The following is a 26,123-nucleotide window of genomic DNA, read 5'->3' as shown; positions in this document are numbered from 1 at the left end:
CTGTTTTTACAGGTACTGACCGGTGTTCGCCACCGTGTCGATGGAGCGTCCGGTGTCCGCGCCCTGCTTTCCGGTGATGAGGGTGCGGATGTAGACGATCCGTTCGCCCTTCTTTCCGGAGATTCGGGCCCAGTCGTCGGGGTTGGTGGTGTTGGGGAGGTCTTCGTTCTCCTTGAACTCGTCCACGCATGCCTGGAGGAGGTGGGAGACGCGGAGTCCCTTCTGGTTGTTGTCGAGGAATTCCTTGATCGCCATTTTCTTGGCGCGTCCGACAATGTTTTCGATCATGGCGCCGGAGTTGAAGTCCTTGAAGTAGAGGACTTCCTTGTCACCGTTGGCGTAGGTGACTTCCAGGAAGCGGTTCTCCTCGGATTCGGCGTACATGTGCTCGACTGCGGTCTGGATCATGCTCTGGACCGTGAGGCCCTTGTCGCCGCTGTGTTCGCCGAGGTCGTCGGCGTGCAGCGGGAGGCGTTCGGTGAGGTACTTCCCGAAGATGTCCTTGGCCGCTTCGGCGTCCGGGCGCTCGATCTTGATCTTCACGTCGAGTCGGCCGGGGCGCAGGATGGCGGGGTCGATCATGTCCTCGCGGTTGGAGGCGCCGATGACGACCACGTTCTGCAGGCCTTCCACGCCGTCGATCTCGGCGAGCAGCTGGGGGACGATGGTGTTCTCCACGTCCGAGCTGACGCCGGAGCCTCGGGTGCGGAAGAGGGATTCCATCTCGTCGAAGAAGACGATCACGGGGGTGCCTTCGCTGGCCTTTTCCCGTGCGCGCTGGAAGACGAGGCGGATCTGCCGTTCGGTTTCGCCGACGTACTTGTTCAGGAGCTCGGGGCCCTTGATGTTGAGGAAGAAGCTCTTGCCTGCGGCTTGGCCGGTGACTTCGGCGACCTTCTTGGCCAGCGAATTGGCGACGGCCTTGGCGATGAGCGTCTTGCCGCATCCGGGGGGTCCGTAGAGGAGGACGCCCTTGGGTGGGCGCAGTTCGTGCTCTTTGAACAGGTCCGGGTAGAGGTAGGGGAGCTCTACGGCGTCGCGGATGGCTTCGATCTGTCCGCCGAGTCCGCCGATCTGCTCGTAGCCGATGTCGGGGACCTCTTCGAGGACGAGTTCTTCGACCTCGCTCTTCGGAACGATCTCGTACACGTAGCCGGAGCGGGGTTCGAGCAGCAGGGCGTCGCCGGGGCGGATGGTGACGTCCAGCAGCGGCTCGGCGAGCCGTACCACCCGTTCCTCGTCGGTGTGCCCGAGCACCAGGGCGCGCTCGCCGTCCTCGAGGATCTCCTTGAGGGTGACGATGTCCCCGACGCGCTCGAACTCCATGGCTTCGACCACGTTGAGCGCTTCGTTGAGCATGACTTCCTGGCCGCGCCTGAGGTCGTCGACTTCGACGCTCGGGCTGACGTTCACGCGGAGTTTGCGGCCTCCGGTGAAGATGTCGGCGGTGCCGTCCTCGTTGGCCTGCAGGAAGACACCGAAGCCGGCCGGTGGCTGGGCGAGCCGGTCGACTTCTTCCTTGAGGGCCACGATCTGGTCGCGGGCCTCGCGGAGTGTGTTGGCGAGTCGCTCGTTCTGGGCGGACACGCCGGCCAGGTTGGTCTGCAGCTCGACGATCCGCTCTTCGAGAATTCTCGTGTGTCGCGGAGAGTCGGCGAGCTTGCGTCGCAGGACGGCGATCTCCTGCTCAAGATAGGCGATCTGCCCGGCCGGGTCGTCGGACCCCCGTCCCGGGCGGATGCCGCGGTTCATGTCGTCGTCGTGGGCTGCCACGGTCCTCACCTCCTCCAAGGGGAGCTGGACGCTTCCAGACCCTACCTGGGTGGGTGCCGATTGAAACCCCTAGATCACAAAGACTGTCGAGGAGTGTCCGATCTTCACCCTTGCGCTCTCCCTCGCATCAGGGGGATACCCACCGAACGTGTCGGGGAAGCCGACGGAGGTAGGGTCGGGACGTTCAACACCCGTCAGAGCTGGCCGGATTCCCGTCGGCTTCGCGTTCAAACGGCAGGAGAGATGACCGTGCAGCAGGAGGCCCGAAGCGGCAGTGAGGCGCTGGAGGTCTGGATCGACCAGGATTTGTGTACGGGCGACGGGATCTGTGCCCAGTACGCGCCGGAGGTGTTCGAGCTGGACATCGACGGCCTGGCCTACGTGAAGGGCGCGGACGAGGAGTTGCTGCAGGCCAAGGGGGCTACGGTGCCGGTTCCGTTGCCGCTTGTGACGGATGTGGTGGACTCGGCGCGGGAGTGTCCGGGTGAGTGCATCCATGTGCGTCGAGTTTTGGACAAGGTGGAGATTCACGGTCCGGACGCTGAGTGATGCCTCGGGCGCGCACGGTGAGCATTGTCTGATTTCTCACATGTGCGGGGCGGGGTGGGGTGGTTTCAGACGCTGTGGGCGTCGGCTGGGGTGGAGCGGATGAAGGCGTCGTTCTTCCATTGCCACTTGGCGGGGGTCTTGAGGTCGGGGCAGCAACTCGGTACGTCGGACGAGGAGTAACCGAGCAGGGTTGCGGTGACGGCTTCGGCGCGGACGGTGAAGTCGGTGACGTTGAGCCGGTCCTTGGGGTCGACGAGGGTGGCGACGACGCGTGGTCTGCCGGTGTCGGCGGCGTGGGTGAGGACGTAGACGGCGTCGGGTGGGGTGCCCATGGCGGTGTCGCAGTGGACGACGGCGACCGTTTCGGGTTTGCCGTCGCCGTCGAGGTCTCCGGTCGCTTTTTTGGCGACGACTGCTTTTTCGCGTCCGCAGTGGAGGGGGAAGGCGACGCCTGTGGTGGTGGGTGGTGCGGCGGCCGGGGCGGATTTCGCTGTGGTGCCGGTGGTCGGCTGGGCGGCGGTGGCGGATCCGGGCTGGAGGGCGGAGGAGAGGGCCACTACTGCGGCGACGGCTGTGGCGGTGGCGAGCCAGTGGATGGGGCGGGGCTGGGCGTGAGCGAGTTCCGGGACGGCGGATTGCTGCACTAGGAGCGTCTCCTGGGAGGGCTGTGCCGGTGGGTGGCCAGCATGGTGCCACAGGTCACAGTCGGGGGGAACGGCGGGGTCAGGGTTCCTTGGCCGGGTGGGCGTGGGTCCTGGTGCTCCGTCAACGCACGGGCGCGGTGGCTTGGTTCCGGGTGGGTCGGGGGAACTTCGCGGTGGCGCCCGTGCGTTGGTGCGGCGAGTGCGGCAAGGGCGCCCGGAGGGGCGGCCGTGCGGCGGTGGGGTCGGCTCAGCGGCCGGTGCCTCCGTCGGCGTTGGGGCCGGCGTAGTCCTCGCCGTAGGCGCCCTTGGCGGGGCGGCGGCGGCGCATGGGGGGTTCGACGCCGTCGGCGAGGCGGCGGGCGGTGAGGAGGAAGCCGGTGTGGCCGATCATCCGGTGGTCGGGACGGACGGCGAGGCCCTCGATGTGCCAGTTGCGGATCATGGTCTCCCAGGCGGTCGGCTCGTTGAAGCAGCCGATCTCGCGAATGGATTCCACGGTCCGGGCGAGCTGGGTGGTGGTGGCGACGTAGCAGCAGAGGATGCCGCCGGGTACGAGTGCCTTGGAGACGGCCTCGAGGCATTCCCAGGGGGCGAGCATGTCGAGGATGACGCGGTCGACGTCGGTGTCGGACAGGTTGTCCTGAAGGTCGCCGACGGTGAGCTGCCAGGCGGGGTGGGGACCGCCGAAGTAGCGTTCGACGTTCTGCTTGGCGATCTCTGCGAAGTCCTCGCGGCGTTCGTAGCTGTGCAGCATGCCGTGGTCGCCGATGGCGCGCAGCAGGAAGCTGCTGAGCGAGCCGGAGCCGACGCCGGCTTCGACGACGCGGGCGCCGGGGAAGATGTCGGCGAAGGCGAGGATCTGCCCGGCGTCCTTGGGGTAGACGACGGCCGCCCCGCGGGGCATGGACAGGACGTAGTCGGGGAGCAGGGGGCGCAGCGCGAGGTAGGCGACGTTTCCGGTGGTGCGGACAACGCTGCCCTCGGGTGCGCCGATCAGTTCGTCGTGCGGGAAGGAACCCTTGTGGGTGTGGAAGTTCTTCCCGGCCTCGAGTGTGAACGTGTAGTGGCGGCCCTTGGGGTCGGTCAGCTGTACCTGGTCCCCGACCTTGAAGGGCCCGCGCCTGCGGGCGGCACCGGTCGGTTCGGACATGTGACCAGCCTACCGGCGTTTGCGGGGGTCGCCGACCATCCGGGTGGGGGTCAGGGGGGCGAGAGGGTGGGGCGGGCCATGGCTTTGACGAAGGCGCGTTCCACGTCGGCGGCGGACAGGACGCCGTAGATCTCGCCGGTGTCCTCGACGACGAGGTATTCGGTGGCGGGGGTGGCGCGCAGGGCGTCGAGGAGGTCTTCGCCGGCGAGTTCGGCGGAGACGCGCATGCCGTCGGTGAGGTCCTGGGCGAGGCCGCTGACGGTGACCCAGGGGCGGCGGTGTTCGGGTACGCCGACGATGGCGGCTTCGCGGACGAGGGAGAGGGGGTTGCCGTCGGCGTCGACGACGACGAGGGCGCGGGCGCCGGCGGCGTTGGCGCGGCGCAGGGCTTCGGAGAGGGGGGTGTGGGTTTCGACGGGGACGGCGCGGCGGGTGAGGGTGCGGGCGCGGAGTTCGGGGAGGTGTTCGCGCAGGCGGGCCATGCGGAGGCTGTTGCCGGCGCCGGTCCAGATGATGGCGGCGAGGATGGCGGCGAGCAGGGCGTCGGTGACGGTGTCCATGCCGACGTTGTCCTCGGCGGTGGTGCCGAGTGCGCCGGACTGGGTGAGGAGGGGGAGGCCGATGAGGACGGTGACGGCGAGGGCGCGGCCGACCCAGGCGGCGGCGATGGTGCCGGTCATGGGTTTGCCGCTGATTTTCCAGACGACGGCGCGGAGCATGCGGCCGCCGTCGAGGGGGAGGCCGGGCAGGAGGTTGAAGGCGGCGACGATGAGGTTGGAGATCATCAGGCCGGCCAGGAGGACGCCGGGGACGGTGCCGGGTGCGACGGGCAGCATGGCGAGGTAGAACAGGCCGGCGAGGACGAGGGAGAGCAGGGGGCCGACGAACGCGAGTACGAATTCTCGTCCGGGGGTTTCGGCTTCTTTCTCGATTTCGGAGACGCCGCCGAAGAACTGGAGCTGGATGCGGCGGACGGGGAGTCGGAAGCGGAGTGCGGCGACGGTGTGGGCGAGTTCGTGGATGAGGACGGAGGCGTAGAAGGCGACGGCGAAGAAGAGGGCGACGAGGTAGCGGGCGGCGCCGAGTTCGGGCAGTACCCGGTCGAGTTGTCCGCCGAACACCCAGGTGATCAGTGCGGCGACCAGGAACCAGCTGGGTGCCACGTACACGGGTACGCCGAAGGGGCGTCCCATGAGCATGCCGCCGCCGGGTTCGCGGGGGCGGCGGGGCGGGCGGCTCTTCGCCGGTCCGGGGGTGGCGGGGGCGTCGCCGGTGGGCCGGGGGGCGGGGGGCGGCGGGGTGTCCGGGGCGGCGGGTGTGTCGGCGGGGCTGTCGTCGTCGTTGCCGGGGCGGTTCTCGGGGGGTGTGTCGGCGGGTGCCGGTTCGGGGCTGCCGGGGGGTTCGTCCGCGGGGGGCGGTGGTGTGGGGGTGTCGTGGGGCTCGGGCCCGGGGTGGCCGGTGGCCGGGGCCGTTGGACTCGCGGGGTGCTGGGCCGGCTCGTCGTCGCCGGACCGCGGCTGCCCGCTCGCGCCGCTCACGTCCACGGTGTCCCCTCGTTCGAAGCGTCTTCCGCGCCTGCCGGGTGCCGGGCGGAAGGGTCTCGGGGTCGATGGTATGCGGCCGTCGTACTCCGTTCCGCGCCGGCACCCCCTGTGTTGGGCCGCCGGTTGTCCACAGGCGTGGTCGGTGGCTGGGTGACTGTCAGTGCCGGGCCGTATGGTCTGTGGTCATGGACAGCAGCATGGAGGGCACGGCAGGGGGCGGCGTGGACTCGGAGGCGGATCCGTTGCCGGGGGGCGCGGCGGAGGCGGCTTCGACGGACACGGCGACCGCGGCGGGTACCGCGGGTGAGCGGGTGGCCGTGCCGCCGGCGTCGCTGTCGCCCTCGCGGGCCGGTGATTTCATGCAGTGCCCGCTGCTGTACCGGTTCCGGGTGATCGACCGGCTGCCGGAGAGGCCCAGCGAGGCGGCCACCAGGGGCACGCTGGTGCACGCGGTGCTGGAGCGGCTCTTCGACGCGCCGGCGGCGGAGCGGACCGCGCCGCGCGCCAAGGCGCTGGTTCCCGGCCAGTGGGACCGTCTGCGGGAGAGCCGGCCCGAGGTGGTGGAGCTGTTCGCGGACGATCCGGAGGGTGAGCGGCTGGCCCGCTGGCTGGGTGAGGCCGAGCGGCTGGTCGAGCGATGGTTCACGCTGGAGGACCCGACGCGTCTGGAGCCGGCCGAGCGTGAGCTGTTCGTGGAGGCGGAGCTGGAGTCGGGGCTGCGGTTGCGGGGGATCATCGACCGGGTGGACGTGGCGCCGACCGGCGAGGTGCGGATCGTCGACTACAAGACCGGCAAGGCGCCGAGGCCGGAGTATGCCGAGGGCGCGCTGTTCCAGATGAAGTTCTACGCGCTGGTCGTGTGGCGGTTGAAGAACGTGGTCCCGCGTCGGCTGCAGCTGGTGTATCTGGGCAGCGGTGACGTGTTGACGTACGACCCGGTCCTGGCCGACCTGGAGCGGGTCGAGCGCAAGCTGCTGGCGTTGTGGGAGGCGATCCGGCGGGCGACGGAGAGCGGGGAGTGGCGGCCGCGTCCGACGAAGCTGTGCGGCTGGTGCGACCACCAGGCGCACTGTCCGGAGTTCGGTGGCACTCCCCCGCCGTACCCCCTGCCGACGAGGGTGACCGAGGAGCCTTCGGCCGGGGGCCCGGGGGTCGCCCCCGGGCGGGCACAGTCCCTGCCGGTGCAGGCGGACGACGGGCCTTCGGCCGGGGGTCCGGGGGTCGCCCCCGGGGAGGCATAGTCGCTGCCGTCGAGGGCGGCCGAGTCCGCTGCCGTGTCGCAGGGCAGAATGGGGCCGGACTAGCCGAAGGAGACTTACGTGGCCATCCGCGTCCTACTGGTCGACGACCAGCCTCTGCTGCGTACCGGGTTCCGGATGATCCTGGAGGCGGAGCAGGACATCGCGGTCGTGGGCGAGGCCGGAGACGGCCTGCAGGCTCTCGACCAGGTGCGTGCCCTGCAGCCGGATGTGGTGCTGATGGACATTCGCATGCCGCGGATGGACGGGGTGGAGGCGACCCGGCAGATCACCGGTCCCGGTCGGGACGGCCCGGCGAAGGTGCTGGTGCTGACCACGTTCGACCTGGACGAGTACGTGGTGGAGGCGCTGCGTGCCGGGGCAAGCGGCTTTCTGCTCAAGGACGCGCCGGCCGATGAGCTGGTGCAGGCCATTCGGGTGGTGGCGGCCGGGGAGGCGATGCTCGCGCCGAGCATCACGCGCCGGCTGCTGGACAAGTACGCCACGCATCTGCCTTCCGGGGACGAGCCGGTGCCGGACACGCTGCACACGCTGACCGACCGGGAGGTGGAGGTGCTGAAGCTGGTGGCGCGGGGGCTGTCGAACGCGGAGATCGCCGCTGACCTGTTCGTGAGCGAGACGACGGTGAAGACGCATGTGGGTCATGTGCTGACGAAGCTGGGGCTGCGGGACCGGGTGCAGGCGGCGGTGTACGCGTACGAGAGCGGGCTGGTGCGTCCCGGGGGGCAGTAGCGCGGCCGTGCGACTACGAAGGGCGCCCCTTTCCCGGAGGAGAAGGGGCGCCCTTCGGTGTGTGTGGCAGGCCGTCAGTCGTCCTTGCTGAGTTCCCAGAACCGGAAGACGGTCGAGGCGTCGAGGCAGTATTCCAGGCCGTAGACGCCGTCCCGGACGACCGCGTACTGCTTGGCCTGCCAGATGGGCAGGACGGGCAGTTCGTCGGCGACGATCTTCTGGAGGCGGGCGAAGTCCTTGGTGGTGGCGGAGCGGTCGCTCTGGGCGGCCGTGCTGGGGATGAGGGAGGCGGTGATCGTGCTGTTGTTGTAGTTGTTGCTCAGCACGTTGCCCTTTCCGAAGAAGGGGGACGTGAAGTTGTCGGCGTCGGGGTAGTCGGGCACCCAGCCCTTGACGTACACGCCGTACTTGCCGGCCTCGATGTCCTTCTCGTACTGGCTGAACGCGACGGACTTGACGTCGGCGTCGAACAGGCCGCTGGCGTTGAGCTGGGCGGCGATCGCCTTGAGTTCCTGGTCGGTGGCGGGGCCGTAGCGGGAGGGGGTGGACCAGAGGGTGAGCTTGACCTTGCCGTTGATGCCGTCGTTGTGGAGGGCGGCGGCGGCCTTGGTCTTGGAGGGGCGGGCGCCGTAGGTGTCGAAGAACGCCGTGTTGTGGCCGGTGATGCCGGCCGGGATGATCGAGTACAGCGGGGTCGCGGTGTCCTGGTAGACGTTGCGCATCAGGGCGTCACGGTCGAGCAGGTAGGCGATGGCCTTGCGGACGCCGAGCTTTCCGGCGACGGGGTCGTGCATGTTGAAGACGAGGTGCTGGACTTCGGCGCTGGTGCCGTCGATGACCTCGATGCCGCTTTTCGCGTCCTGCTTCTCGATGCCGGCGACGGCGCCGGCGGTCAGGCCGCGGTAGGCGATGTCGACGTCGCCCTTGACGAGGGCCTTCTCCAGGTCGGCCTGCTTGCCGTGGAAGAACTTGAGGGTCACGCCGGAGTTCTTCACCTTGGCGGTGCCCTTGTAGTGCGAGTTGACGGAGAAGACGGCCTGCTCGTCGTCGAAGGAGTCCAGCTGGTAGGGGCCGGAGCCGACGGCCTTGTGGTCCTTGCGCAGTTGGCCGCCGTCGTACTGGCTGTGGTCGACGATGGAACCGGCGCCGGAGGCGATCTTGCTGGGGAAGGTGGCGTCCGGGGCGTTCAGCCGGAACACCACCGTCTTGGCGTCGGGGGTCTCGACCTTGTCGAGCATCGGGAACATGATCGCGGGACCGGCCGCGTCGTTGATCTTCAGCATGCGGTCGAAGGAGAACTTGACGTCCTCGGAGGTGAGGGCGTCACCGTTGCTGAACTGCAGGCCGTCCTTGAGGGTGCACTTGTACACCTTGGCCTGGGTGTCCGTGAATGAGCACTCCTTGGCCGCCTCCGGCTCGGGTTCCGTCTCACCCTTGGGGAAGCTCAGCAGCGACTGGAAGACGTTGTTGAACAACAGCCAGGAGCCCGGGTCGTAGCCGGAGGCCGGGTCGGTGGCGAGGACGTCGTCGGACATCCCCATCACCACGGAGGAGCCGGTGCCACCGGAGTCGCCGGTCCCCGAACCGCAGCCGGTCAACAGGCCGGAGGCCAGTCCCGCCACGATGGGCAGGACCGGCCAGTGAGTGCGCTTGTTCACTGGAGGTGCCTTTGTCGTCGTCGAAACCCGGGGCCGCGGTCACCGGCCCCGGGTATGAGGAGGGAGCGTCAGCCGCTCACACCGCGGCCGAGCTCCCACAGCTGGAGCGTGGAGGTGGAGTTGAGCGCGTAGGAGGTACCCGTGATGTCGGTGCGTGCGCCGACGTACTGCTTGCCCTGCCACAGCGGCAGGATGGGGACCTCGTCGGCAACGATGTCCTGGATCTTCGTCAGGTTCTTGGCGGCGGTGAGCCGGTCGGCCTCACGACGGGAGTCCGGGATCAGCGTGTTGCGGATCTGGGTGTTGTCGTACGGCGAGCCGAGGAAGTTGTTCTTGTCGAGGAACGGCGCGAGGAAGTTGTCGGCGTCCGGGAAGTCGGGGAACCAGCCCATGCCGTAGACGTCGTACTTCCCCTTCTGCTCGGCCGGCCGGAAGGTGGACCAGGGGGAGCCCTGGATGCTGACGTCGAACAGACCGCTGGCGTTGAGCTGCTTCTGCAGGATCTGGAACTCCTGCTTGGTCGCGGCACCGTAGTGGTCGGTGGTGTAGTGCAGCGTCAGCTTCACCGGGGTGTTGATGCCGGCCCTGGTCAGCAGCGACTTGGCCTTGGTGACGCTCGGGTCGCCGTACGTGTTGAAGAACGAGTTGGAGTGGCCCGTCACGTTGGCCGGGACCAGCGAGTACAGCGGTTCGGCCTGCGAGCCGTACACCTTGGAGACGAGCTCGCCGCGGTCGATGAGCTGGGCCATCGCCTGGCGGACCGCCGTGGTCTTCACGGTGGGCGCGTCGGTGTTGAAGGCCAGGTAGCGGATTTCCAGACCGGGCATGCCGACGAGATCGACGTTTTCGTCGGAGCCGGCGTCGAGCTTGTTGATCTGGGCGGGCGACATGGTGCGGGTCATGACGTCGATGTCACCCTTGTCGATCGCGGCGCCCATGGCGTCGGCGTCGGCGAAGGAGCGCATCTGCACCTGGTCGTTGCTGACCTTCAGACTGCCCTTGTAGTCGGGGTTCTTGGTGAAGATGGCGGTGGTGATCTCGTCGTTCTTGGTGTCGGCCCGGAAGGTGTAGGGGCCGGAACCGTCGACCGAGAAGCCGTCGCGCAGCTTGTCCTTCGCGTAGTCCTTGGGGTTCACGATGCCCGCGACCGGGGTGGACAGCTTGTACGGGAAGGTGGCGTCGGCGGTCTTGAGGTGGAAGATCACCTCGCGGTCGCCCTGCGTCTCGATGGTGTCGATGGTCGACAGCAGGGCGAACACACCGCTGTCGGCCTTGATGTGCAGGGCGCGTTCGATCGAGTACTTCACGTCCTGGGCGGTGACGGCGTCCCCGTTGGCGAACTTCAGCCCGTCGCGGAGCTTGCAGGCGTAGCGCTCGTTGCCGCTGTCGGTGAAGCCGCAGCTTTCGGCGGCCTCGGGTACGGGGTCTCCCTCGCCCTTGGGCTGGATCATGAGGGTCTGCACGGTCTGGCGCAGGATGTTCCAGGTGCCGACGTCGTAGGCGTAGGCCGGGTCGAGCGGGGCCGGGGCGTTCTTCGTGGCCGTGAACCGGTCGGTGGTGCCGACGACGATCGCGTCGTCGCTCTTGCTCCCGCTGTTCTCCCCGCCGCACGCGGCGAGGACCGGCGCGAGCAGGCCGGCCACGGCCGGCAGCACCAAGGTCTTGCGGTTCATGCTCGAGTTTCTCCAGAGCTGTTCGAGTCCGTGTACCCGGCATGCATGGGTGTCGCGGCGGGTCACGGGGTAAGTGCGATGTTCTCGCGTCGAGGTTAGTCCGCGCTCGCATGAGGGTTCGCAGCCGAGGGAGTTGAGTTCCCATCACGCAGTGAAACCGGGTGCGGACACACCGAAAACCCGACAGTGGCAGGATTAGTGCAGCGTTCCATGAATCGGGACACAAGGTCGCACAGAATCCCACAGAGCAAGGATGAGCAGCACAGCTGAACTCGTCTGTCGACCCCCGGAGAAGTGTCTAAGGTCACACTTCTAACTCTGTTGTTCGGTGGTGGAATTCGGCCGGTCGGTGCGCTCCGAATACCGCCCGGCCCACTCGGGTGTACTGAACCGGGATTCTGCCCAATGGGCTTTGCACGCTGGGTGAACGGCTAGCGCATTTCCGTCATCAGGCCGCGCAGAAATGCCAGGTCGACCTCTTCCAGGGAGGTCACGACGGTCCGCCGGACGGCCGGGGCGATGGGTGCGACGGAGGGCACGGCGACCACGTGACAACCGGCGGCCTCGGCCGCGGCGACCCCGGTCGCGGTGTCCTCGACGACCGCGCATCTGACCGGATCCACGGCCAGTCCGGCGGCGGCGAGCAGATACGGGTCCGGGTGCGGCTTGGTGCGCGACACCTCGTCGCCGGCGATGGACAGGGTGAAGTGCTGGGGGCCCAGGGAGGCCAGCACGCGGTCGATGATGCGGCGGTGCGAGGCGGAGACCAGGGCGGTCGGGATCCGCTGCTCGTGCAGTTCGGCCAGCAGTCTGGCGGCTCCGGGCATCAGCGGCAGCGCACGCCCGATACGGTCCTCGAAGCCGTCGTTGAGCAGCACGCTGAGCTCGGCGAGGGTGATGTCGGCGCCGGTGGCCTCGATGAGGAAGCCCGCGCTGCGGGTCATGGGCCCGCCGACCACGACCTGGCGCCAGGCCTCGTCGAGGGTGTGGCCGAGACGGGCGAAGACCTCCACTTCCACATCCCACCAGAAGCCCTCGGTGTCCACCAGGGTGCCGTCCATGTCGAGCAGCACCGCCTGGAGGGCAGAGCCTTCCGCCGTACGGGTTCCGAGCGCGGGTACCGTGCTGGTCATCGGGGCGCACCTCCTGGAGGGACGATCAGGCCGGTTCCCGTGCGGGAACCGGCCTGCGGTGGATCGACCAGTGTACGACTCCGGATGGTGGACCGCCTGTTTTACCGGTCGAGCCGCGCTCGTCCCTGCTCAGCGGGCGTTGAAGTACTTGGCCTCGGGGTGGTGGATCACGATCGCGTCCGTGGACTGTTCGGGGTGCAGCTGGAACTCCTCGGACAGGTGGACGCCGATCCGCTCCGGCTGGAGCAGCTCGGCGATCTTGGCGCGGTCCTCCAGGTCGGGGCAGGCACCGTAGCCGAGGGAGAAACGGGCGCCGCGGTACTTCAGGGCGAACATCTCCTCGATGTCGCTGGGGTCCTCTCCGGCGAAGCCGAGTTCGGAGCGGACCCGGGCGTGCCAGTACTCGGCGAGGGCCTCGGCCAACTGGACGGACAGGCCGTGCAGTTCGAGGTATTCGCGGTAGGAGTTGGACTCGAACAGCTTGGCCGTCTCCTCACCGATCCGGGAGCCGACGGTGACGACCTGCAGGCCGACGACATCGGTCTCCCCCGACTCCTCCGGGCGGAAGAAGTCCGCGAGGCACAGGCGCCGGCCGCGCCGCTGGCGGGGGAAGGTGAAGCGGGTGCGCTCGTTGCCCTCGTCGTCGAGGATGATGAGGTCGTCGTCCTTGGACACGCACGGGAAGTAGCCGTAGACCACGGCCGCTTCCAGCAGGTTCTCCGTCTGGAGGCGGTCCAGCAGGCCGCGCAGCCGCGGCCGTCCCTCGGTCTCGACGAGTTCGTCGTACGTGGGTCCGTCGCCGGTGCGGGCCTGCTTCAGCCCCCACTGGCCCTTGAACAGGGCGCCCTCGTCCAGCCAGCTCGCGTACTCCTTGAGCTGGATGCCCTTGACGATCCGGCTGCCCCGGAAGGGCGGGGTGGGTACGGGGTTGTCGGTGGCGACGTCGGAGCGTACGTGGCCTTCCTCGGGCCGCTCCTCGACCTCGACGGTGGCCGCCCGGACCCGGCGCTGCCTCAGTTCCGGCAGCTTCGCCCCGGGCACGCCCCGCTTGACGCCGATGAGCGCGTCCATCAGGTTGAGGCCCTCGAAGGCGTCGCGGGCGTAGCGGACTTCGCCCTCGTAGATCTCGTGGAGGTCCTGCTCGACGTAGGCGCGGGTGAGGGCGGCGCCGCCGAGGATGACCGGGTAGCTGGCCGCCAGGCCGCGCTGGTTGAGCTCCTCCAGGTTCTCCTTCATGATCACCGTGGACTTCACCAGCAGGCCGGACATGCCGATGACGTCGGCCTTGTGCTCCTCGGCCGCCTCCAGGATCGCCGAGACCGGCTGCTTGATGCCCAGGTTGACCACGTTGTAGCCGTTGTTGGACAGGATGATGTCCACCAGGTTCTTGCCGATGTCGTGGACGTCGCCGCGCACCGTGGCGAGCACGATGGTGCCCTTGCCCTCGGCGTCGGACTTCTCCATGTGCGGCTCGAGGTGGGCCACGGCCGCCTTCATCACCTCGGCGGACTGCAGTACGAACGGCAGCTGCATCTGGCCGGAGCCGAACAGCTCGCCGACGACCTTCATGCCGTCCAGCAGGGTCTCGTTGACGATGTCGAGGGCGGGGCGCTCGGTGAGCGCGGCGTCCAGGTCGGCCTCCAGGCCGTTGCGCTCGCCGTCGATGATGCGCCGCTTGAGGCGTTCCTCCAGCGGGAGGGCGGCCAGTTCCTCGGCCTTTCCCGCCTTCAGCGACTTGGCCGTGGCGCCCTCGAACAGTTGCATGAGCTTCTGCAGGGGGTCGTAGCCGTCGCTGCGGCGGTCGTGGATGAGGTCGAGGGCGGTGCGGACCTCTTCCTCGGAGAACCGGGCGATCGGCAGGATCTTCGAGGCGTGCACGATCGCCGAGTCCAGGCCCGCCTTGACGCACTCGTCGAGGAAGACGGAGTTCAGCAGGATGCGGGCGGCCGGGTTCAGGCCGAAGGAGATGTTCGACAGGCCGAGGGTGGTCTGCACGGCGGGGTGGCGCCGCTTCAGCTCGCGGATCGCCTCGATGGTGGCGATGCCGTCCTTGCGGGACTCCTCCTGACCGGTACAGATGGTGAAGGTCAGGGTGTCGATGAGGATGTCCTCCTCACGGATGCCCCAGTTCCCGGTCAGGTCGGCGATCAGCCGCTCGGCGATCTCGACCTTCTTCTCCGGGGTGCGGGCCTGGCCCTCCTCGTCGATGGTCAGCGCGATCAGCGCGGCGCCGTGCTCCTGCGCGAGCCGGGTGACCCTGGCGAACCGGGATTCGGGACCGGCGCCGTCCTCGTAGTTGACGGAGTTGATGACCGCGCGTCCGCCGAGCTTCTCCAGGCCGGCCTTGATGACGTCGACCTCGGTGGAGTCCAGCACGATCGGCAGCGTGGAGGCGGTGGCGAAACGGCCGGCCAGTTCCTCCATGTCGGCGACGCCGTCCCGGCCGACGTAGTCCACGCACAGGTCGAGCATGTGCGCGCCCTCGCGGATCTGCTCCCGGGCCATCTCCACGCAGTCGTCCCAGCGGCCCTCCAGCATGGCCTCGCGGAACTTCTTGGAGCCGTTGGCGTTGGTGCGCTCGCCGATCGCCAGGTAGGAGGTGTCCTGCCGGAACGGCACGGACTGGTAGAGGGAGGCCGCCCCGGGCTCGGGCTGTGGCCGGCGCTCGGTCGGGGTGACGTCCCGGACGCGCTCGACCACCTGGCGCAGGTGCTCGGGGGTGGTGCCGCAGCAGCCGCCGACCAGGGACAGGCCGTACTCGCGGACGAAGGTGTCGTGGGCGTCCGCGAGTTCCGGGGCCGTCAGCGGGTAGTGGGCGCCGTCCTTGGTCAGGACGGGCAGGCCGGCGTTCGGCATGCAGGACAGCGGGGTGCGGGAGTGGCGGGCCAGGTAGCGCAGGTGCTCGCTCATCTCGGCGGGGCCGGTGGCGCAGTTCAGGCCGATCATGTCGATGCCGAGCGGTTCCAGGGCCGTGAGGGCCGCGCCGATCTCGGAGCCGAGCAGCATGGTGCCGGTCGTCTCCACGGTCACGGACACGATCAGCGGTACGTCGTAGCCGGCCGTGCGCATGGCGCGGCGGGCGGCGACGACGGAGGCCTTGGTCTGCAGGAGGTCCTGGGTGGTCTCCACCAGCAGGGCGTCGGCGCCGCCGGCGAGCAGGCCCTCGGCGTTCTGCTGGTAGGCGTCCCGGATGGCGCCGAAGGTGGTGTGGCCGAGGGTGGGCAGCTTGGTGCCCGGGCCCATGGAGCCGAGCACCCAGCGCCGGTTCCCGGTCCGGGCGGTGTACGCGTCGGCGGTCTCGCGCGCGATGCGGGCGCCGGCCTCCGAGAGCTCGGTGATGCGTTCGGGGATGTCGTACTCGCCCAGGGCGGTGAGGTTCGCGCCGAAGGTGTTGGTCTCCACGCAGTCGACGCCCGCCTCGAAGTACGCCTCGTGGACCGAGCGGACGATGTCCGGGCGGGTGACGTTGAGGATCTCGTTGCAGCCCTCGAGGTGCTGGAAGTCGTCGAGGGTCGGCTCCTGTGCCTGGAGCATCGTGCCCATCGCTCCGTCGGCGACCACCACACGGGTGGCGAGGGCCTCTCGGAGGGCGGACACACGGGTCCTGGGGTCGTCGGCGGAAGGGGTCGGTGGCAACGAGGCCATGAAGGGGCTCCCTGAGGTGCGACGGCTGTCGGCTATGCGGCTGCCCGGGCGGGCCCGGGCAGGACGCACGGCGCCAGCGTAACCGGGAGTCCGCTTTGATGGGCAGGGCGTCCACGACCCGGACGAGTGTGGCCGGTGGGCCACGCGCGGACTGCGTGCGGACTGGGTGCGACGTAACAAGTACCGACCGACCATTGGCGGGAGGTCGTCATGGACCGGTAGTGTTCGGCATTGCCGAACGGCGTCAGCGGCGTATGCGCGGCGACGGACGAAGCGGACGGAGGCAGTACGGCGATGGCACGGAACATCCAGTCGCTCGAAAGGGCGGCCGCGATGCTGCGGCTGCTGGCGGGCGGCGAGCGACGGCTCGGCCTGTCGGACATCGCCTCGTCCCTGGGCCTCGCCAAGGGCACCGCCCACGGCATCCTGCGCACCCTGCAGCAGGAGGGCTTCGTGGAGCAGGACGACGCCTCCGGGCGCTACCAGCTGGGCGCGGAGCTGCTGCGTCTGGGCACCACGTATCTGGACGTGCACGAGCTGCGGGCGCGGGCGCTGGTGTGGACCGACGACCTGGCCCGTTCCAGCGGGGAGAGCGTCTATCTGGGCGTGCTGCACCAGCAGGGCGTCCTGATCGTGCACCACGTCTTCCGGCCCGACGACAGTCGGCAGGTCCTGGAGATCGGAGCCATGCAGCCGCTGCACTCCACGGCGCTCGGCAAGGTGCTCTGCGCGTACGACCCGGTCGCGCACAGCGAGGCCCTGGAGGCCGACCGGAAGCCGTTCACCGACCGCACGGTGTGCGACTGGGCGGACTTCGAGCACATCCTCGACCTCTCGCGCGCGCGGGGATACGCGGCCGACGTGGAGGAGACCTGGGAGGGTGTGGCCTCGGTGGCCGCGCCGATCCACGACCGGCGGCGGATGCCGGTGGGCGCGGTGGGGATCACCGGCGCCGTGGAGCGGTTGTGCAGGGACGGGGAGCTGCGTCCCGAGCTGATCGCGGCGGTACGGGACTGCGCCCGCGCGGTGTCGCGGGATCTGGGCGCCGGGCGGTTCTGAGCGCGGCGGGAATCGGGGGTCGGACCGGGACGCAGGGCGGCGTTCCGGCTCTCGCCATACCCTGAAAGGGACATACCGCACATAACAGCGCTTCTCGCGCCCGATCCTTGATCAGTAAGAGCGATCAATAACGATCGCATATTCGATAACAGAACTCTTGACGCGTGCCTCGGGCCGGGCAAGACTCCCGTCCATCGGTCGGCATTGTCGAACACCTACCGGCAATACGCGCTAGAGTGTGACAACGCCAAGGGCCGGCATCGCTCTCACCCCTGAGGGCGCTGAACCCCCGGAGGGACCCGGGGTTCGGCTTCCCTGGACGAAGGACAAAGGAGTCGCGGGTGTCCAGCTCCGACATCTTCATCGGCGAGACCATCGGTACCGCCATACTCATCCTCCTCGGCGGCGGCGTCTGCGCCGCCGTGACCCTGAAGGCCTCCAAGGCCCGTAACGCCGGTTGGCTCGCCATCACCTTCGGGTGGGGTTTCGCCGTTCTGACGGCCGTCTACACCTCGGCGCCGCTCTCCGGCGCCCACCTGAACCCGGCCGTGACCCTCGCACTCGCGATCAAGGACAAGGACTTCAGCAACCTCCCCGTCTACTGGGGCGGCCAGCTGCTCGGCGCCATGATCGGCGCGGCCCTTGTCTGGGTGGCCTACTACGGCCAGTTCCACGCGCACCTCACCGACAAGGAGATCGTCGGCGGTCCCGGTGCGCAGGCCACGGCGGCCAAGGCCGTCGAGGCGCAGGAGAAGGGCGCCGGCCCGGTCCTGGGCATCTTCTCCACCGGTCCGGAGATCCGGAACGTGGTGCAGAACCTCGCCACGGAGATCATCGGCACCATCGTGCTGGTGCTCGCCGTCCTCACGCAGGGCCTGAACGACAAGGGCAACGGTCTGGGCACCCTGGGTGCGCTGATCACCTCACTGGTGGTCGTCTCCATCGGTCTCTCCCTCGGCGGCCCCACGGGCTACGCGATCAACCCGGCCCGTGACCTCGGTCCGCGCATCGTGCACGCCCTTCTGCCCCTGCCCAACAAGGGCGGCTCCGACTGGAGCTACGCCTGGATCCCGGTGGTCGGTCCGCTGATCGGCGGCGCGATAGCCGCAGGCATCTACAACGTTGCTTTCGCCTAGGAAGCGCCGGGCCGTCCACGGGCGGCCCGGGCCACGGCCTACGGGCACGCGCCGTACGTAACGCCCCTCAACCACGGATTCCTCAGGAGCACACAGTGACCGACGCCCACACTGCCGGCCCGTTCATCGCCGCCATCGACCAGGGCACGACCTCCTCGCGCTGCATCGTCTTCGACCGGGACGGCCGGATCGTCTCCGTCGACCAGAAGGAGCACGAGCAGATCTTCCCGAAGCCGGGCTGGGTCGAGCACAACGCCAACGAGATCTGGACCAACGTCCAGGAGGTCGTCGCCGGAGCCGTCCAGAAGGCCGGCATCACCCGCGACGACATCAAGGCCATCGGCATCACCAACCAGCGCGAGACCACCGTGCTGTGGGACAAGAACACCGGTGAGCCCGTCCACAACGCCATCGTCTGGCAGGACACCCGCACGGACGCGCTCTGCAACGAGCTCGGCCGCAACGTCGGCCAGGACCGCTTCCGCCGCGAGACGGGCCTGCCGCTCGCGTCCTACTTCTCCGGCCCGAAGGCCCGCTGGCTGCTCGACAACGTCGAGGGGCTCAAGGAGCGCGCCGAGGCGGGCGACATCCTCTTCGGCACGATGGACAGCTGGGTCATCTGGAACCTGACCGGCGGTGTCAACGGCGGCCGGCACGTCACCGACGTCACCAACGCCTCCCGCACCCTTCTCATGAACCTGCACACCATGCAGTGGGACGAGAAGATCGCCACGTCCATCGGCGTCCCGCTGGCGATGCTGCCGGAGATCCGCTCGTCCGCCGAGGTGTACGGCGAGGTCACCGGCGGCAAGCTGGGCGAGCTGCTCGGCGGCATCCCGGTCGCCTCCGCGCTCGGCGACCAGCAGGCGGCCCTGTTCGGCCAGTGCTGCTTCTCCGAGGGCGAGACCAAGTCCACCTACGGCACCGGCACCTTCATGGTGATGAACACCGGTGACAAGATCATCAACTCCTACGCCGGTCTGCTGACCACCGTCGGCTACAAGATCGGCGACCAGCCGACGGTGTACGCCCTGGAGGGCTCGATCGCCGTCACCGGCTCGCTGGTGCAGTGGATGCGCGACCAGATGGGCCTGATCTCCACCGCCGCCGAGATCGAGACGCTCGCGCTCTCGGTCGAGGACAACGGCGGCGCCTACTTCGTACCGGCCTTCTCCGGTCTGTTCGCCCCGCACTGGCGCTCCGACGCCCGCGGTGTGATCGCCGGCCTGACCCGGTACGTGACCAAGGCGCACCTCGCCCGCGCCGTCCTGGAGGCCACCGCCTGGCAGACGCGGGAGATCGCCGACGCCATGGTCAAGGACTCCGGCGACGAGCTGGTGACGCTCAAGGTCGACGGCGGCATGACCGCCAACAACCTGCTGATGCAGACGCTCTCCGACGTCCTGGACGCGCCCGTGGTGCGTCCGATGGTCGCCGAGACCACCTGCCTCGGCGCCGCCTACGCCGCCGGTCTCGCCGTCGGCTTCTGGTCCAGCACCGACGAGCTGCGCGCAAACTGGCGCCGGGCCGCCGAGTGGACCCCCCGCATGGACGCGGAGACCCGCGAACGTGAGTACAAGAGCTGGCTCAAGGCCGTCGAGCGGACCATGGGCTGGATCGAGCACGAGAGCTGAACTGAACAGAACAGCTCAGAACAGCTCTGATGAGGAGTAAGCACCCGAAATGACCAGTCAGTCCACCCTGCAGTCCATACCTGCCCTGGGGACGCGCCCGGCGTCCGGCTCTCTCCCGAGCCGAGCCGAGACCAGGGAGCAGCTCTCCAAGGCGTCGTACGACCTTCTCGTGATCGGCGGCGGCATCCTGGGCATCTCCACCGCCTGGCACGCCGCGCAGTCCGGGCTCAGGGTGGCCCTGGTCGACGCCGGCGACTTCGCCGGCGCCACCTCCTCCGCCTCCTCCAAGCTGCTCCACGGCGGTCTGCGCTACCTGCAGACCGGCGCGGTGAAGCTGGTGGCGGAGAACCACTTCGAGCGCCGTGCGGTATCCCGCCAGGTGGCCCCCCACCTGGCGAACCCGCTCACCTTCTACCTCCCCGTGTACAAGGGCGGGCCGCACGGCGCGGCGAAGCTCGGCGCGGGCGTGTTCGCCTACTCCGCGCTGTCCGCCTTCGGTGACGGCGTCGGCCATCTGCTGAGCCCGTCGAAGGCCGCGCAGGACGTGCCGGAGCTGCGCACCGAGAACCTCAAGGCCGTCGCCGTGTACGGCGACGACCAGATGAACGACGCGCGCATGGCGCTGATGACGGTCCGCGCCGCCGTCGACGCGGGCGCGGTCGTCCTCAACCACGCCGAGGTCACCGGCCTGCGCTTCACCAAGGGCCGGGTGACGGGCGCCGACCTGCGCGACCGCACCTCCGGTGACGAGTTCGGCGTCAATGCCCGCCTGGTCCTGAACGCGACCGGCCCGTGGGTGGACCACCTGCGCAGGATGGAGGACCCGAACGCGGCGCCGTCCATCCGTCTGTCCAAGGGCGCGCATCTGGTGCTGAAGCGCACCTCCCCGTGGAAGGCCGCCCTCGCCACCCCGATCGACAAGTACCGCATCACCTTCGCCCTCCCCTGGGAGGACATGCTGCTGCTCGGCACCACCGACGAGGAGTACGAAGGCGACCCGGCAGATGTCGCGGTCAACGACAAGGACATCGCCCAGATCTTGGACGAGGCCGCGTTCTCCGTCCGGGACCAGCAGCTCAGCCGCGACCTGATCACCTACGCCTTCGCCGGACTGCGGGTGCTGCCGGGCGGCCCGGGTGACACCGCCAAGGCCAAGCGCGAGACCGTCGTCACCGAGGGCAGGGGCGGCATGCTGTCCGTCGCCGGCGGCAAGTGGACCACCTTCCGCCACATCGGCCGTACGGTCATGCAGAAGCTGGAGTCCCTGCCGGGTCACCCGCTGGGCGACGACTTCGAGCCCATCTCCACCCTGCCGAAGAAGCTGCCGCTGCCCGGCATCGCCAACCCGCGCGCGGTCGCCCACCGTCTGCTGGTGGACCGCCCGGCACCCGGTCCGCGCATGGCGGCGGACACCGCCCGGCACCTGGCCACCCACTACGGCTCGCTGGCCTTCGACATCGCCCGGCTGGCCAACGACAACCCGGAGCTCGCCGAGCGCGTCCACCCGGACGCCCCGGAGATCTGGGCGCAGGTCGTCTACGCCCGTGACCACGAGTGGGCCGAGACTCCGGACGACGTGCTGCGCCGCCGTACGACGCTGACGATCCGCGGTCTGGCCACGGACGAGGTCCGCGCGAAGGTCCAGGACCTGCTGGACAAGAAGTAGACCCCCGGCCGGCCCACTTCCCTGACCGGGGCCGGCGTCAAGGGACGGCCCCTTCCGCACCGGGGCCGGGAAAGCGGAAGGGGCGGCTCCATGGCGACGGGGCCGCCCCTTCCGCTTGGGGCGCGACGGTCGGGATTCCCCCGGTGTGCCCCCATAATGTGCTGACACATCGGAGGTCTGAGCGACAGGGAGGCTCGCCATGGCGGTCACCGACGAGGCGATCGAGAAGATCAAGGGGATGATCGTCTCCGGCGCCCTGCGGCCCGGCGACCGGCTGCCCAAGGAGAGTGAGCTCGCCGCCGAGCTGGGGCTGTCGCGCAACTCCCTGCGGGAGGCCGTGCGGGCGCTGTCGCTGATCCGGATCCTGGACGTGCGGCAGGGCGACGGGACGTACGTCACCAGCCTGGATCCCCAGCTGCTGCTGGAGGCGCTCAGCTTCGTCGTGGACTTCCACCGCGACGACACGGTCCTGGAGTTCCTCGCGGTGCGCCGGATTCTGGAGCCGGCCGCCACGGCGATGGCCGCCCCACGGATCAGCGAACAGCAACTGGACGCGCTGGCCGCACAGTTGGACGCGCTCGGCGCAGAGCCGTCGGTGGAGGAACTCGTCGCCTGTGACCTGGAGTTCCACCGGGGCATCGTGCGCGGCTCGGGCAACTCGGTGCTGTGTTCGCTGCTCGACGGCCTGTCGGGGCCGACCACCCGGGCCCGGATCTGGCGCGGTCTGACCCAGAAGGACGCGGTCAGCCGCACCCTCCGCGAGCACCGGGCGATCCTGGGCGCCCTGCGCGACCGGGACGCGGAGGCGGCCCGCTCCTGGGCGACCGTGCACATCGCGAGCGTGGAGCAGTGGCTTCGCAGCACCCTGTGACTCCCCGAGTCGGCACGGGCCGACGGTGGTGAGTCTCCGCACGGCAAGTGGTGTTCCGGGGTGGTGATCGGGGCAGTGATCCGTTCACCACCCCGTACAAGGGGGCTGCGGGCGCCCGCGTCGGACGCCGTAAGGTTGGGACGTACGTGAGGGCACGTCGGAAGGAGGCGCTGGGTGATCGAGCTCGAGGGGGTTCCCGAGCTGATCGACCCGGTCATGGTGGCCGCGTTCGAGGGCTGGAACGATGCCGGCGACGCCGCCTCCACCGCGGTCGCGCATCTGGAGCGGGAGTGGAAGGGCGAGGTCTTCGCGGCGCTGGACGCCGAGGACTACTACGACTTCCAGGTGAACCGTCCCACGGTCTTCATGGACGGCGGAGTGCGGAAGATCACCTGGCCGACGACGAGGTTGTCGGTGGTGCGGGTCGGCGGCGAGAAGCCGCGCGACCTGGTGCTGGTCCGCGGCATCGAACCGTCCATGCGCTGGCGCTCGTTCTGCAACGAGCTGCTGGGCTTCGCGCACGAGCTGGGCGTGGAGCTGGTGGTGGTGCTGGGCGCCCTGCTCGGCGACACCCCGCACACGCGTCCGGTCCCGGTCAGCGGGGTCACGTCCGACGCGGACCTGGCCCAGCGGATGGACCTGGAGGAGACCAAGTACGAGGGGCCGACGGGCATCGTCGGCGTCCTGCAGGAGGCCTGCACGCACGCCGGTGTCCCGGCGGTGTCGCTGTGGGCGGCCGTCCCGCACTACGTGTCGCAGCCGCCGAACCCGAAGGCGACGCTGGCCCTGCTCAACCGTCTGGAGGACCTGCTCGACCTGCGCATCCCGCTGGGCGAGCTGCCGGAGGACGCACGGGCCTGGCAGGTGGGCGTGGACCAGCTGGCCGCCGAGGACAGCGAGGTCGCCGAGTACGTGCAGACGCTGGAGGAGGCGCGGGACACCGCCGAGCTGCCGGAGGCGTCGGGCGAGGCGATCGCCCGCGAGTTCGAGCGTTATCTGCGGCGCCGGGACGTCGGCCCGCCCGGAAGCCCCGGGGGCCATGCGACCGCGGACGGCGGGGACGGGCCGCCGTCCTCGTACCTCAGGGACAATCCGAGCGGCCGTGCCCGGCCGCCGAAGCCGCCCAAACCGGGCACCGAGGACGACGACTCCTCGGAGGATTGACGCGCCGGGGGTTGTGAAGGGGGCGGTACGCACGACGCGTACCGCCCCCTTCGACGTCCGGAGAGCCGCTACAGGGCGACGCCCAGCAGCGCGTCCACGGCCCGGGTCACGACGCCGGGGGCGCCGGTGTCGGTGCCGCCCCACTCCTGCTGGAGGGCGGCCCAGCGGTCGACGGCGGCCAGGGCGGCCGGGGAGTCGAGGTCGTTCGCGAGGGCCTCGCGGATCTCCTCGACGAGCGTCTCGGCGGGCGGTCCGTCGGGCCGGGACACGGCGGCACGCCACCGTGCGAGCCGCGCCTCGGCGTCCGCGAGCACCTGGTCGGTCCACTCCCAGTCGGTCCGGTAGTGGTGGGCGAGGAGGGTGAGCCGGATGGCGGCCGGGTCGACGCCGTCGCGGCGCAGCTGGGAGACGAAGACCAGGTTGCCCTTGGACTTGGACATCTTCTCGCCGTCCAGGGCGACCATGCCGGCGTGCACGTACGCCTTGGCCATGGGGAACTCGCCGGTGAGTGCCTGGGCGTGCGAGGCGCCCATCTCGTGGTGCGGGAAGGCCAGGTCGGAGCCGCCGCCCTGGAGGTCGAAGCCCATGCCGAGGTGGTCCAGGGCGATGGCGACGCACTCGATGTGCCAGCCGGGCCGGCCGCGGCCCAGCGAGCCGCCGTCCCAGCTGGGCTCGCCGTCGCGGGCGGCCATCCACAGCATCGGGTCGAGCGGGTTCTTCTTGCCGGGCCGGTCGGGGTCGCCGCCGCGCTCGGCGGACAGCAGCCGCATGGCCGCGGCGTCGAGGTTCGAGACCTTGCCGAAGTGCGGGTCGGACTCGACGGAGAAGTAGGTGTCGCCCTCGAGCTCGTAGGCCGCGCCCAGGTCGCGCAGTCGCTCCACGAGCGGGACGATGCCGGGTATCGCCTCGACGGCGCCTATGTAGTGCCGGGGCGGGAGCATCCTGAGGGCGGTCATGTCCTCGCGGAACAGGGCCGTCTCCTTCTCGGCGAGGGCGGCCCAGTCGACGCCGTCCCGCTCGGCCCGCTCCAGCAGCGGGTCGTCGACGTCGGTGACGTTCTGGACGTAGTGAACCTGCCGCTTGGTGTCGAGCCACACGCGCTGCACCAGGTCGAACGCGTTGTAGGTCGCCGCGTGCCCCATGTGGGTGGCGTCGTACGGCGTGATGCCGCAGACGTAGAGACGGGCGACGGGACCGGGATCAAGGGTGACGAGACCCCCGGTCGCGGTGTCGTGGATCCTCAGGTCGCGACCCTTGCCGGGCAGGGCGGGGACCTCGGAAGCGGGCCAGGCATGCATGTACATGAGCCTAACCGCCCGCGAGTCGCGCGTACGAACCGGACCAGGCCGCTTGGCCGGAAAGGCGATCTTGTGTTCTGGTGCGCGGTGTGCTGTCACACCGGCGGCCAGGGAATGGCCGGCCACTCGCCGCTCGGCTCGGGGTGTTTACCGGAGGTCAGCAGGGCCTCGACACGCGCGCGTGTGGCCTCGACCTCGGCGGCGGTGAGCAACCGCGCCAGCCTCAGGGCGAGTTCCCCGTCGTCCGACAGGGCGTGCTTGAGGCCCTCGAGGACGCCGACGGCCTCCGCGGTGAGGGGCTCCCCGGCCCAGCCCCACAGCAGAGTGCGCAGCTTGTTCTCCACGTGGAAGGTGACCCCGTGGTCGATGCCGTAGAGCGGTCCGCCGGCGGTGGGCAGGAGGTGGCCGCCCTTGCGGTCGGCGTTGTTGATCACGGCGTCCAGTACCGCGAGGCGGCGCAGCCGCTCGTCGTCGGCGTGCACGAGCAGCGCGGTCCTCCCCTCGTCGACCTCGGCGAAGCCGATGGCCTTCCAGCCCGGTTCGGGTTCCTCGGTGTCCACCAGGGCGAGCAGTTCGGCCTCCGGGGTCGCCTCGATCCACAGCTGGACCATGCCCTCGCCGTACGGTCCCTCGCGCAGCACGGTGGGCGGCACCAGGCCCCAGCCGGTCGCCTCGGAGACCTCGTACGCGGCCACCTCGCGCTCGGCGAGGGTGCCGTCGGGGAAGTCCCACAGCGGGCGTTCCCCGGCGACCGGCTTGTACACGCAGGTGGCTTCCCGGCCGTCGTGGGTCACCGTGCAGTACAGCGCCGCGTTGGAGGCGTCGCGGATGCGTCCGCGCACGGTCAGCTCGCCCTCGGCGAGGAGGGCGGCGCCGGTCACGCTCCGCGGCGGTATCCGTTCTGGCGCGGACATACGTGTCCTTCCGGGTCGAGCGGGAGGCTGCACAGCGGGCACGGCGGCCGCCCGGCGTTCACGACGTCGAGGGCGCGCTTGGCGAAGGCCCTGGCCTGCGCGCCGGTGAGCCGGACCCGCAGCATCGGGGGGCCGTTCTCCTCGTCCTGGAGCAGCCGCTCCTCCGCCTCCGCGAGGTCCTCCTCGGAGTCGGCGTCCAGCTCGACCAGGGCCTGGGCCTCGACGATCATCCGCTGTTCCTCGCCGTCCCAGGCCAGCGCCATGGTGCCGACGCGGAACTCCTCCTCGATGGGAGTCTCGAGCGGGGCGGTGTCGGCGACCTCGGAGGGGGTCACCGCGGGCACCGGGGCCTGGCCGCCACTGCGGCGTACGACCTCGTCGAGGAGCTCTTCCATGCGCTCGGCGAGCGCGGCGACCTGGGTCTTCTCCAGGACCACGCTGGTCACCCGGGGGCCGGCGGAAGCCTGGAGGAAGAACGTACGGCGCCCGGGCAGCCCGACCGTGCCGGCCACGAAGCGGTCCGGCGGGTCGTAGAGGAACACCTGACGGGACACGTCCTGTCTCCATTGAATCGATGCTGTGACTGCGGGAGGGGTCTGTGTGTGGACGCTTCACCCTACT

Annotated in this window: 20 protein-coding genes; 9 read left to right on the top strand and 11 right to left on the bottom strand. The window is 69.6% G+C overall.

The window, feature by feature from the left end; translation table 11 throughout:
• Positions 1-6 precede the first annotated feature (6 nt).
• Positions 7-1,773, bottom strand: coding sequence for a proteasome ATPase (arc, locus tag ACFYZQ_RS17345; protein ID WP_389147809.1), 1,767 nt, complete (start codon positions 1,771-1,773; stop codon positions 7-9).
• Between the two features lie 243 nt (positions 1,774-2,016).
• Between arc and ACFYZQ_RS17340 the strand changes: the two genes are divergently transcribed.
• Positions 2,017-2,322: a ferredoxin gene (locus ACFYZQ_RS17340; protein WP_389147806.1), complete on the top strand. Its 306-nt coding sequence runs from the start codon at positions 2,017-2,019 to the stop codon at positions 2,320-2,322.
• A 65-nt stretch (positions 2,323-2,387) separates the two neighbouring features.
• Here ACFYZQ_RS17340 and ACFYZQ_RS17335 read toward each other — a convergent pair whose 3' ends face one another.
• From ACFYZQ_RS17335 to ACFYZQ_RS17325, 3 genes are all read right to left on the bottom strand, one after another.
• A complete protein-coding gene (locus ACFYZQ_RS17335) occupies positions 2,388-2,966 on the bottom strand; it encodes a hypothetical protein (protein WP_389147803.1) in 579 nt (192 codons plus the stop codon).
• Between the two features lie 247 nt (positions 2,967-3,213).
• Positions 3,214-4,116, bottom strand: a complete 903-nt coding sequence (locus ACFYZQ_RS17330) for a tRNA (adenine-N1)-methyltransferase (protein WP_389147800.1) — start codon at positions 4,114-4,116, stop codon at positions 3,214-3,216.
• A gap of 50 nt (positions 4,117-4,166) precedes the next feature.
• Positions 4,167-5,660, bottom strand: a complete 1,494-nt coding sequence (locus tag ACFYZQ_RS17325) for a site-2 protease family protein (RefSeq protein ID WP_389147797.1) — start codon at positions 5,658-5,660, stop codon at positions 4,167-4,169.
• A 185-nt stretch (positions 5,661-5,845) separates the two neighbouring features.
• Here ACFYZQ_RS17325 and ACFYZQ_RS17320 point away from each other — a divergent pair, with 185 nt between their 5' ends.
• Positions 5,846-6,901 carry a RecB family exonuclease gene (locus ACFYZQ_RS17320; RefSeq protein WP_389147795.1) on the top strand — a complete coding sequence of 352 codons (1,056 nt, stop codon included), beginning with the start codon at positions 5,846-5,848 and terminating at the stop codon, positions 6,899-6,901.
• Between the two features lie 78 nt (positions 6,902-6,979).
• Positions 6,980-7,651: a response regulator gene (locus tag ACFYZQ_RS17315; RefSeq protein ID WP_388794819.1), complete on the top strand. Its 672-nt coding sequence runs from the start codon at positions 6,980-6,982 to the stop codon at positions 7,649-7,651.
• A 74-nt stretch (positions 7,652-7,725) separates the two neighbouring features.
• Here ACFYZQ_RS17315 and ACFYZQ_RS17310 read toward each other — a convergent pair whose 3' ends face one another.
• The 4 genes from ACFYZQ_RS17310 to metH form a co-directional block, all read right to left on the bottom strand.
• Positions 7,726-9,309: an ABC transporter substrate-binding protein gene (locus ACFYZQ_RS17310; protein ID WP_389147792.1), complete on the bottom strand. Its 1,584-nt coding sequence runs from the start codon at positions 9,307-9,309 to the stop codon at positions 7,726-7,728.
• A gap of 68 nt (positions 9,310-9,377) precedes the next feature.
• On the bottom strand, positions 9,378-10,982 hold the full coding sequence (locus ACFYZQ_RS17305; RefSeq protein ID WP_389147789.1) for an ABC transporter substrate-binding protein: 1,605 nt from the start codon (positions 10,980-10,982) through the stop codon (positions 9,378-9,380).
• 431 nt (positions 10,983-11,413) lie between these two features.
• Positions 11,414-12,115, bottom strand: a complete 702-nt coding sequence (locus ACFYZQ_RS17300) for an HAD family hydrolase (RefSeq protein WP_389147787.1) — start codon at positions 12,113-12,115, stop codon at positions 11,414-11,416.
• A gap of 129 nt (positions 12,116-12,244) precedes the next feature.
• A complete protein-coding gene (metH, locus tag ACFYZQ_RS17295) occupies positions 12,245-15,760 on the bottom strand; it encodes a methionine synthase (RefSeq protein WP_389147784.1) in 3,516 nt (1,171 codons plus the stop codon).
• 294 nt (positions 15,761-16,054) lie between these two features.
• Between metH and ACFYZQ_RS17290 the strand changes: the two genes are divergently transcribed.
• The 6 genes from ACFYZQ_RS17290 to ACFYZQ_RS17265 all read left to right on the top strand — a co-directional run bounded on the left by ACFYZQ_RS17290 (position 16,055) and on the right by ACFYZQ_RS17265 (position 23,290).
• On the top strand, positions 16,055-16,819 hold the full coding sequence (locus ACFYZQ_RS17290; RefSeq protein WP_388794834.1) for an IclR family transcriptional regulator: 765 nt from the start codon (positions 16,055-16,057) through the stop codon (positions 16,817-16,819).
• A gap of 341 nt (positions 16,820-17,160) precedes the next feature.
• Positions 17,161-17,955, top strand: coding sequence for an MIP/aquaporin family protein (locus ACFYZQ_RS17285; RefSeq protein WP_389147781.1), 795 nt, complete (start codon positions 17,161-17,163; stop codon positions 17,953-17,955).
• Positions 17,956-18,050: 95 nt separating this feature from the next.
• Positions 18,051-19,589 (top strand): glycerol kinase GlpK, encoded by a 1,539-nt coding sequence (gene glpK, locus ACFYZQ_RS17280; RefSeq protein ID WP_389147778.1) that lies wholly within the window; start codon positions 18,051-18,053, stop codon positions 19,587-19,589.
• A gap of 49 nt (positions 19,590-19,638) precedes the next feature.
• Positions 19,639-21,255 carry an FAD-dependent oxidoreductase gene (locus tag ACFYZQ_RS17275; RefSeq protein WP_388794844.1) on the top strand — a complete coding sequence of 539 codons (1,617 nt, stop codon included), beginning with the start codon at positions 19,639-19,641 and terminating at the stop codon, positions 21,253-21,255.
• A 199-nt stretch (positions 21,256-21,454) separates the two neighbouring features.
• Complete coding sequence (locus tag ACFYZQ_RS17270; protein WP_388794847.1) at positions 21,455-22,126, top strand: FadR/GntR family transcriptional regulator; 672 nt, start codon at positions 21,455-21,457, stop codon at positions 22,124-22,126.
• Positions 22,127-22,300: 174 nt separating this feature from the next.
• On the top strand, positions 22,301-23,290 hold the full coding sequence (locus tag ACFYZQ_RS17265) for a PAC2 family protein (protein ID WP_389147775.1): 990 nt from the start codon (positions 22,301-22,303) through the stop codon (positions 23,288-23,290).
• A 68-nt stretch (positions 23,291-23,358) separates the two neighbouring features.
• Here ACFYZQ_RS17265 and mshC read toward each other — a convergent pair whose 3' ends face one another.
• The 3 genes from mshC to ACFYZQ_RS17250 all read right to left on the bottom strand — a co-directional run bounded on the left by mshC (position 23,359) and on the right by ACFYZQ_RS17250 (position 26,056).
• Entirely contained in the window at positions 23,359-24,588 is a 1,230-nt protein-coding gene (gene mshC / locus ACFYZQ_RS17260) for a cysteine--1-D-myo-inosityl 2-amino-2-deoxy-alpha-D-glucopyranoside ligase (protein ID WP_389147772.1), read from the bottom strand.
• Positions 24,589-24,683: 95 nt separating this feature from the next.
• Positions 24,684-25,502 carry an SCO1664 family protein gene (locus ACFYZQ_RS17255; RefSeq protein ID WP_389147770.1) on the bottom strand — a complete coding sequence of 273 codons (819 nt, stop codon included), beginning with the start codon at positions 25,500-25,502 and terminating at the stop codon, positions 24,684-24,686.
• Complete coding sequence (locus tag ACFYZQ_RS17250; protein ID WP_389147767.1) at positions 25,466-26,056, bottom strand: DUF3090 domain-containing protein; 591 nt, start codon at positions 26,054-26,056, stop codon at positions 25,466-25,468. The genes ACFYZQ_RS17255 and ACFYZQ_RS17250 overlap by 37 nt, the downstream gene beginning before the upstream one ends.
• Between the last annotated feature and the right edge of the window lie 67 nt (positions 26,057-26,123).

Origin of the sequence: Streptomyces sp. NPDC001843, assembly GCF_042891955.1 — a bacterium.
In the GTDB taxonomy this organism is placed as follows: domain Bacteria; phylum Actinomycetota; class Actinomycetes; order Streptomycetales; family Streptomycetaceae; genus Streptomyces.
This window is presented reverse-complemented; position numbering and strand designations above follow the sequence as displayed.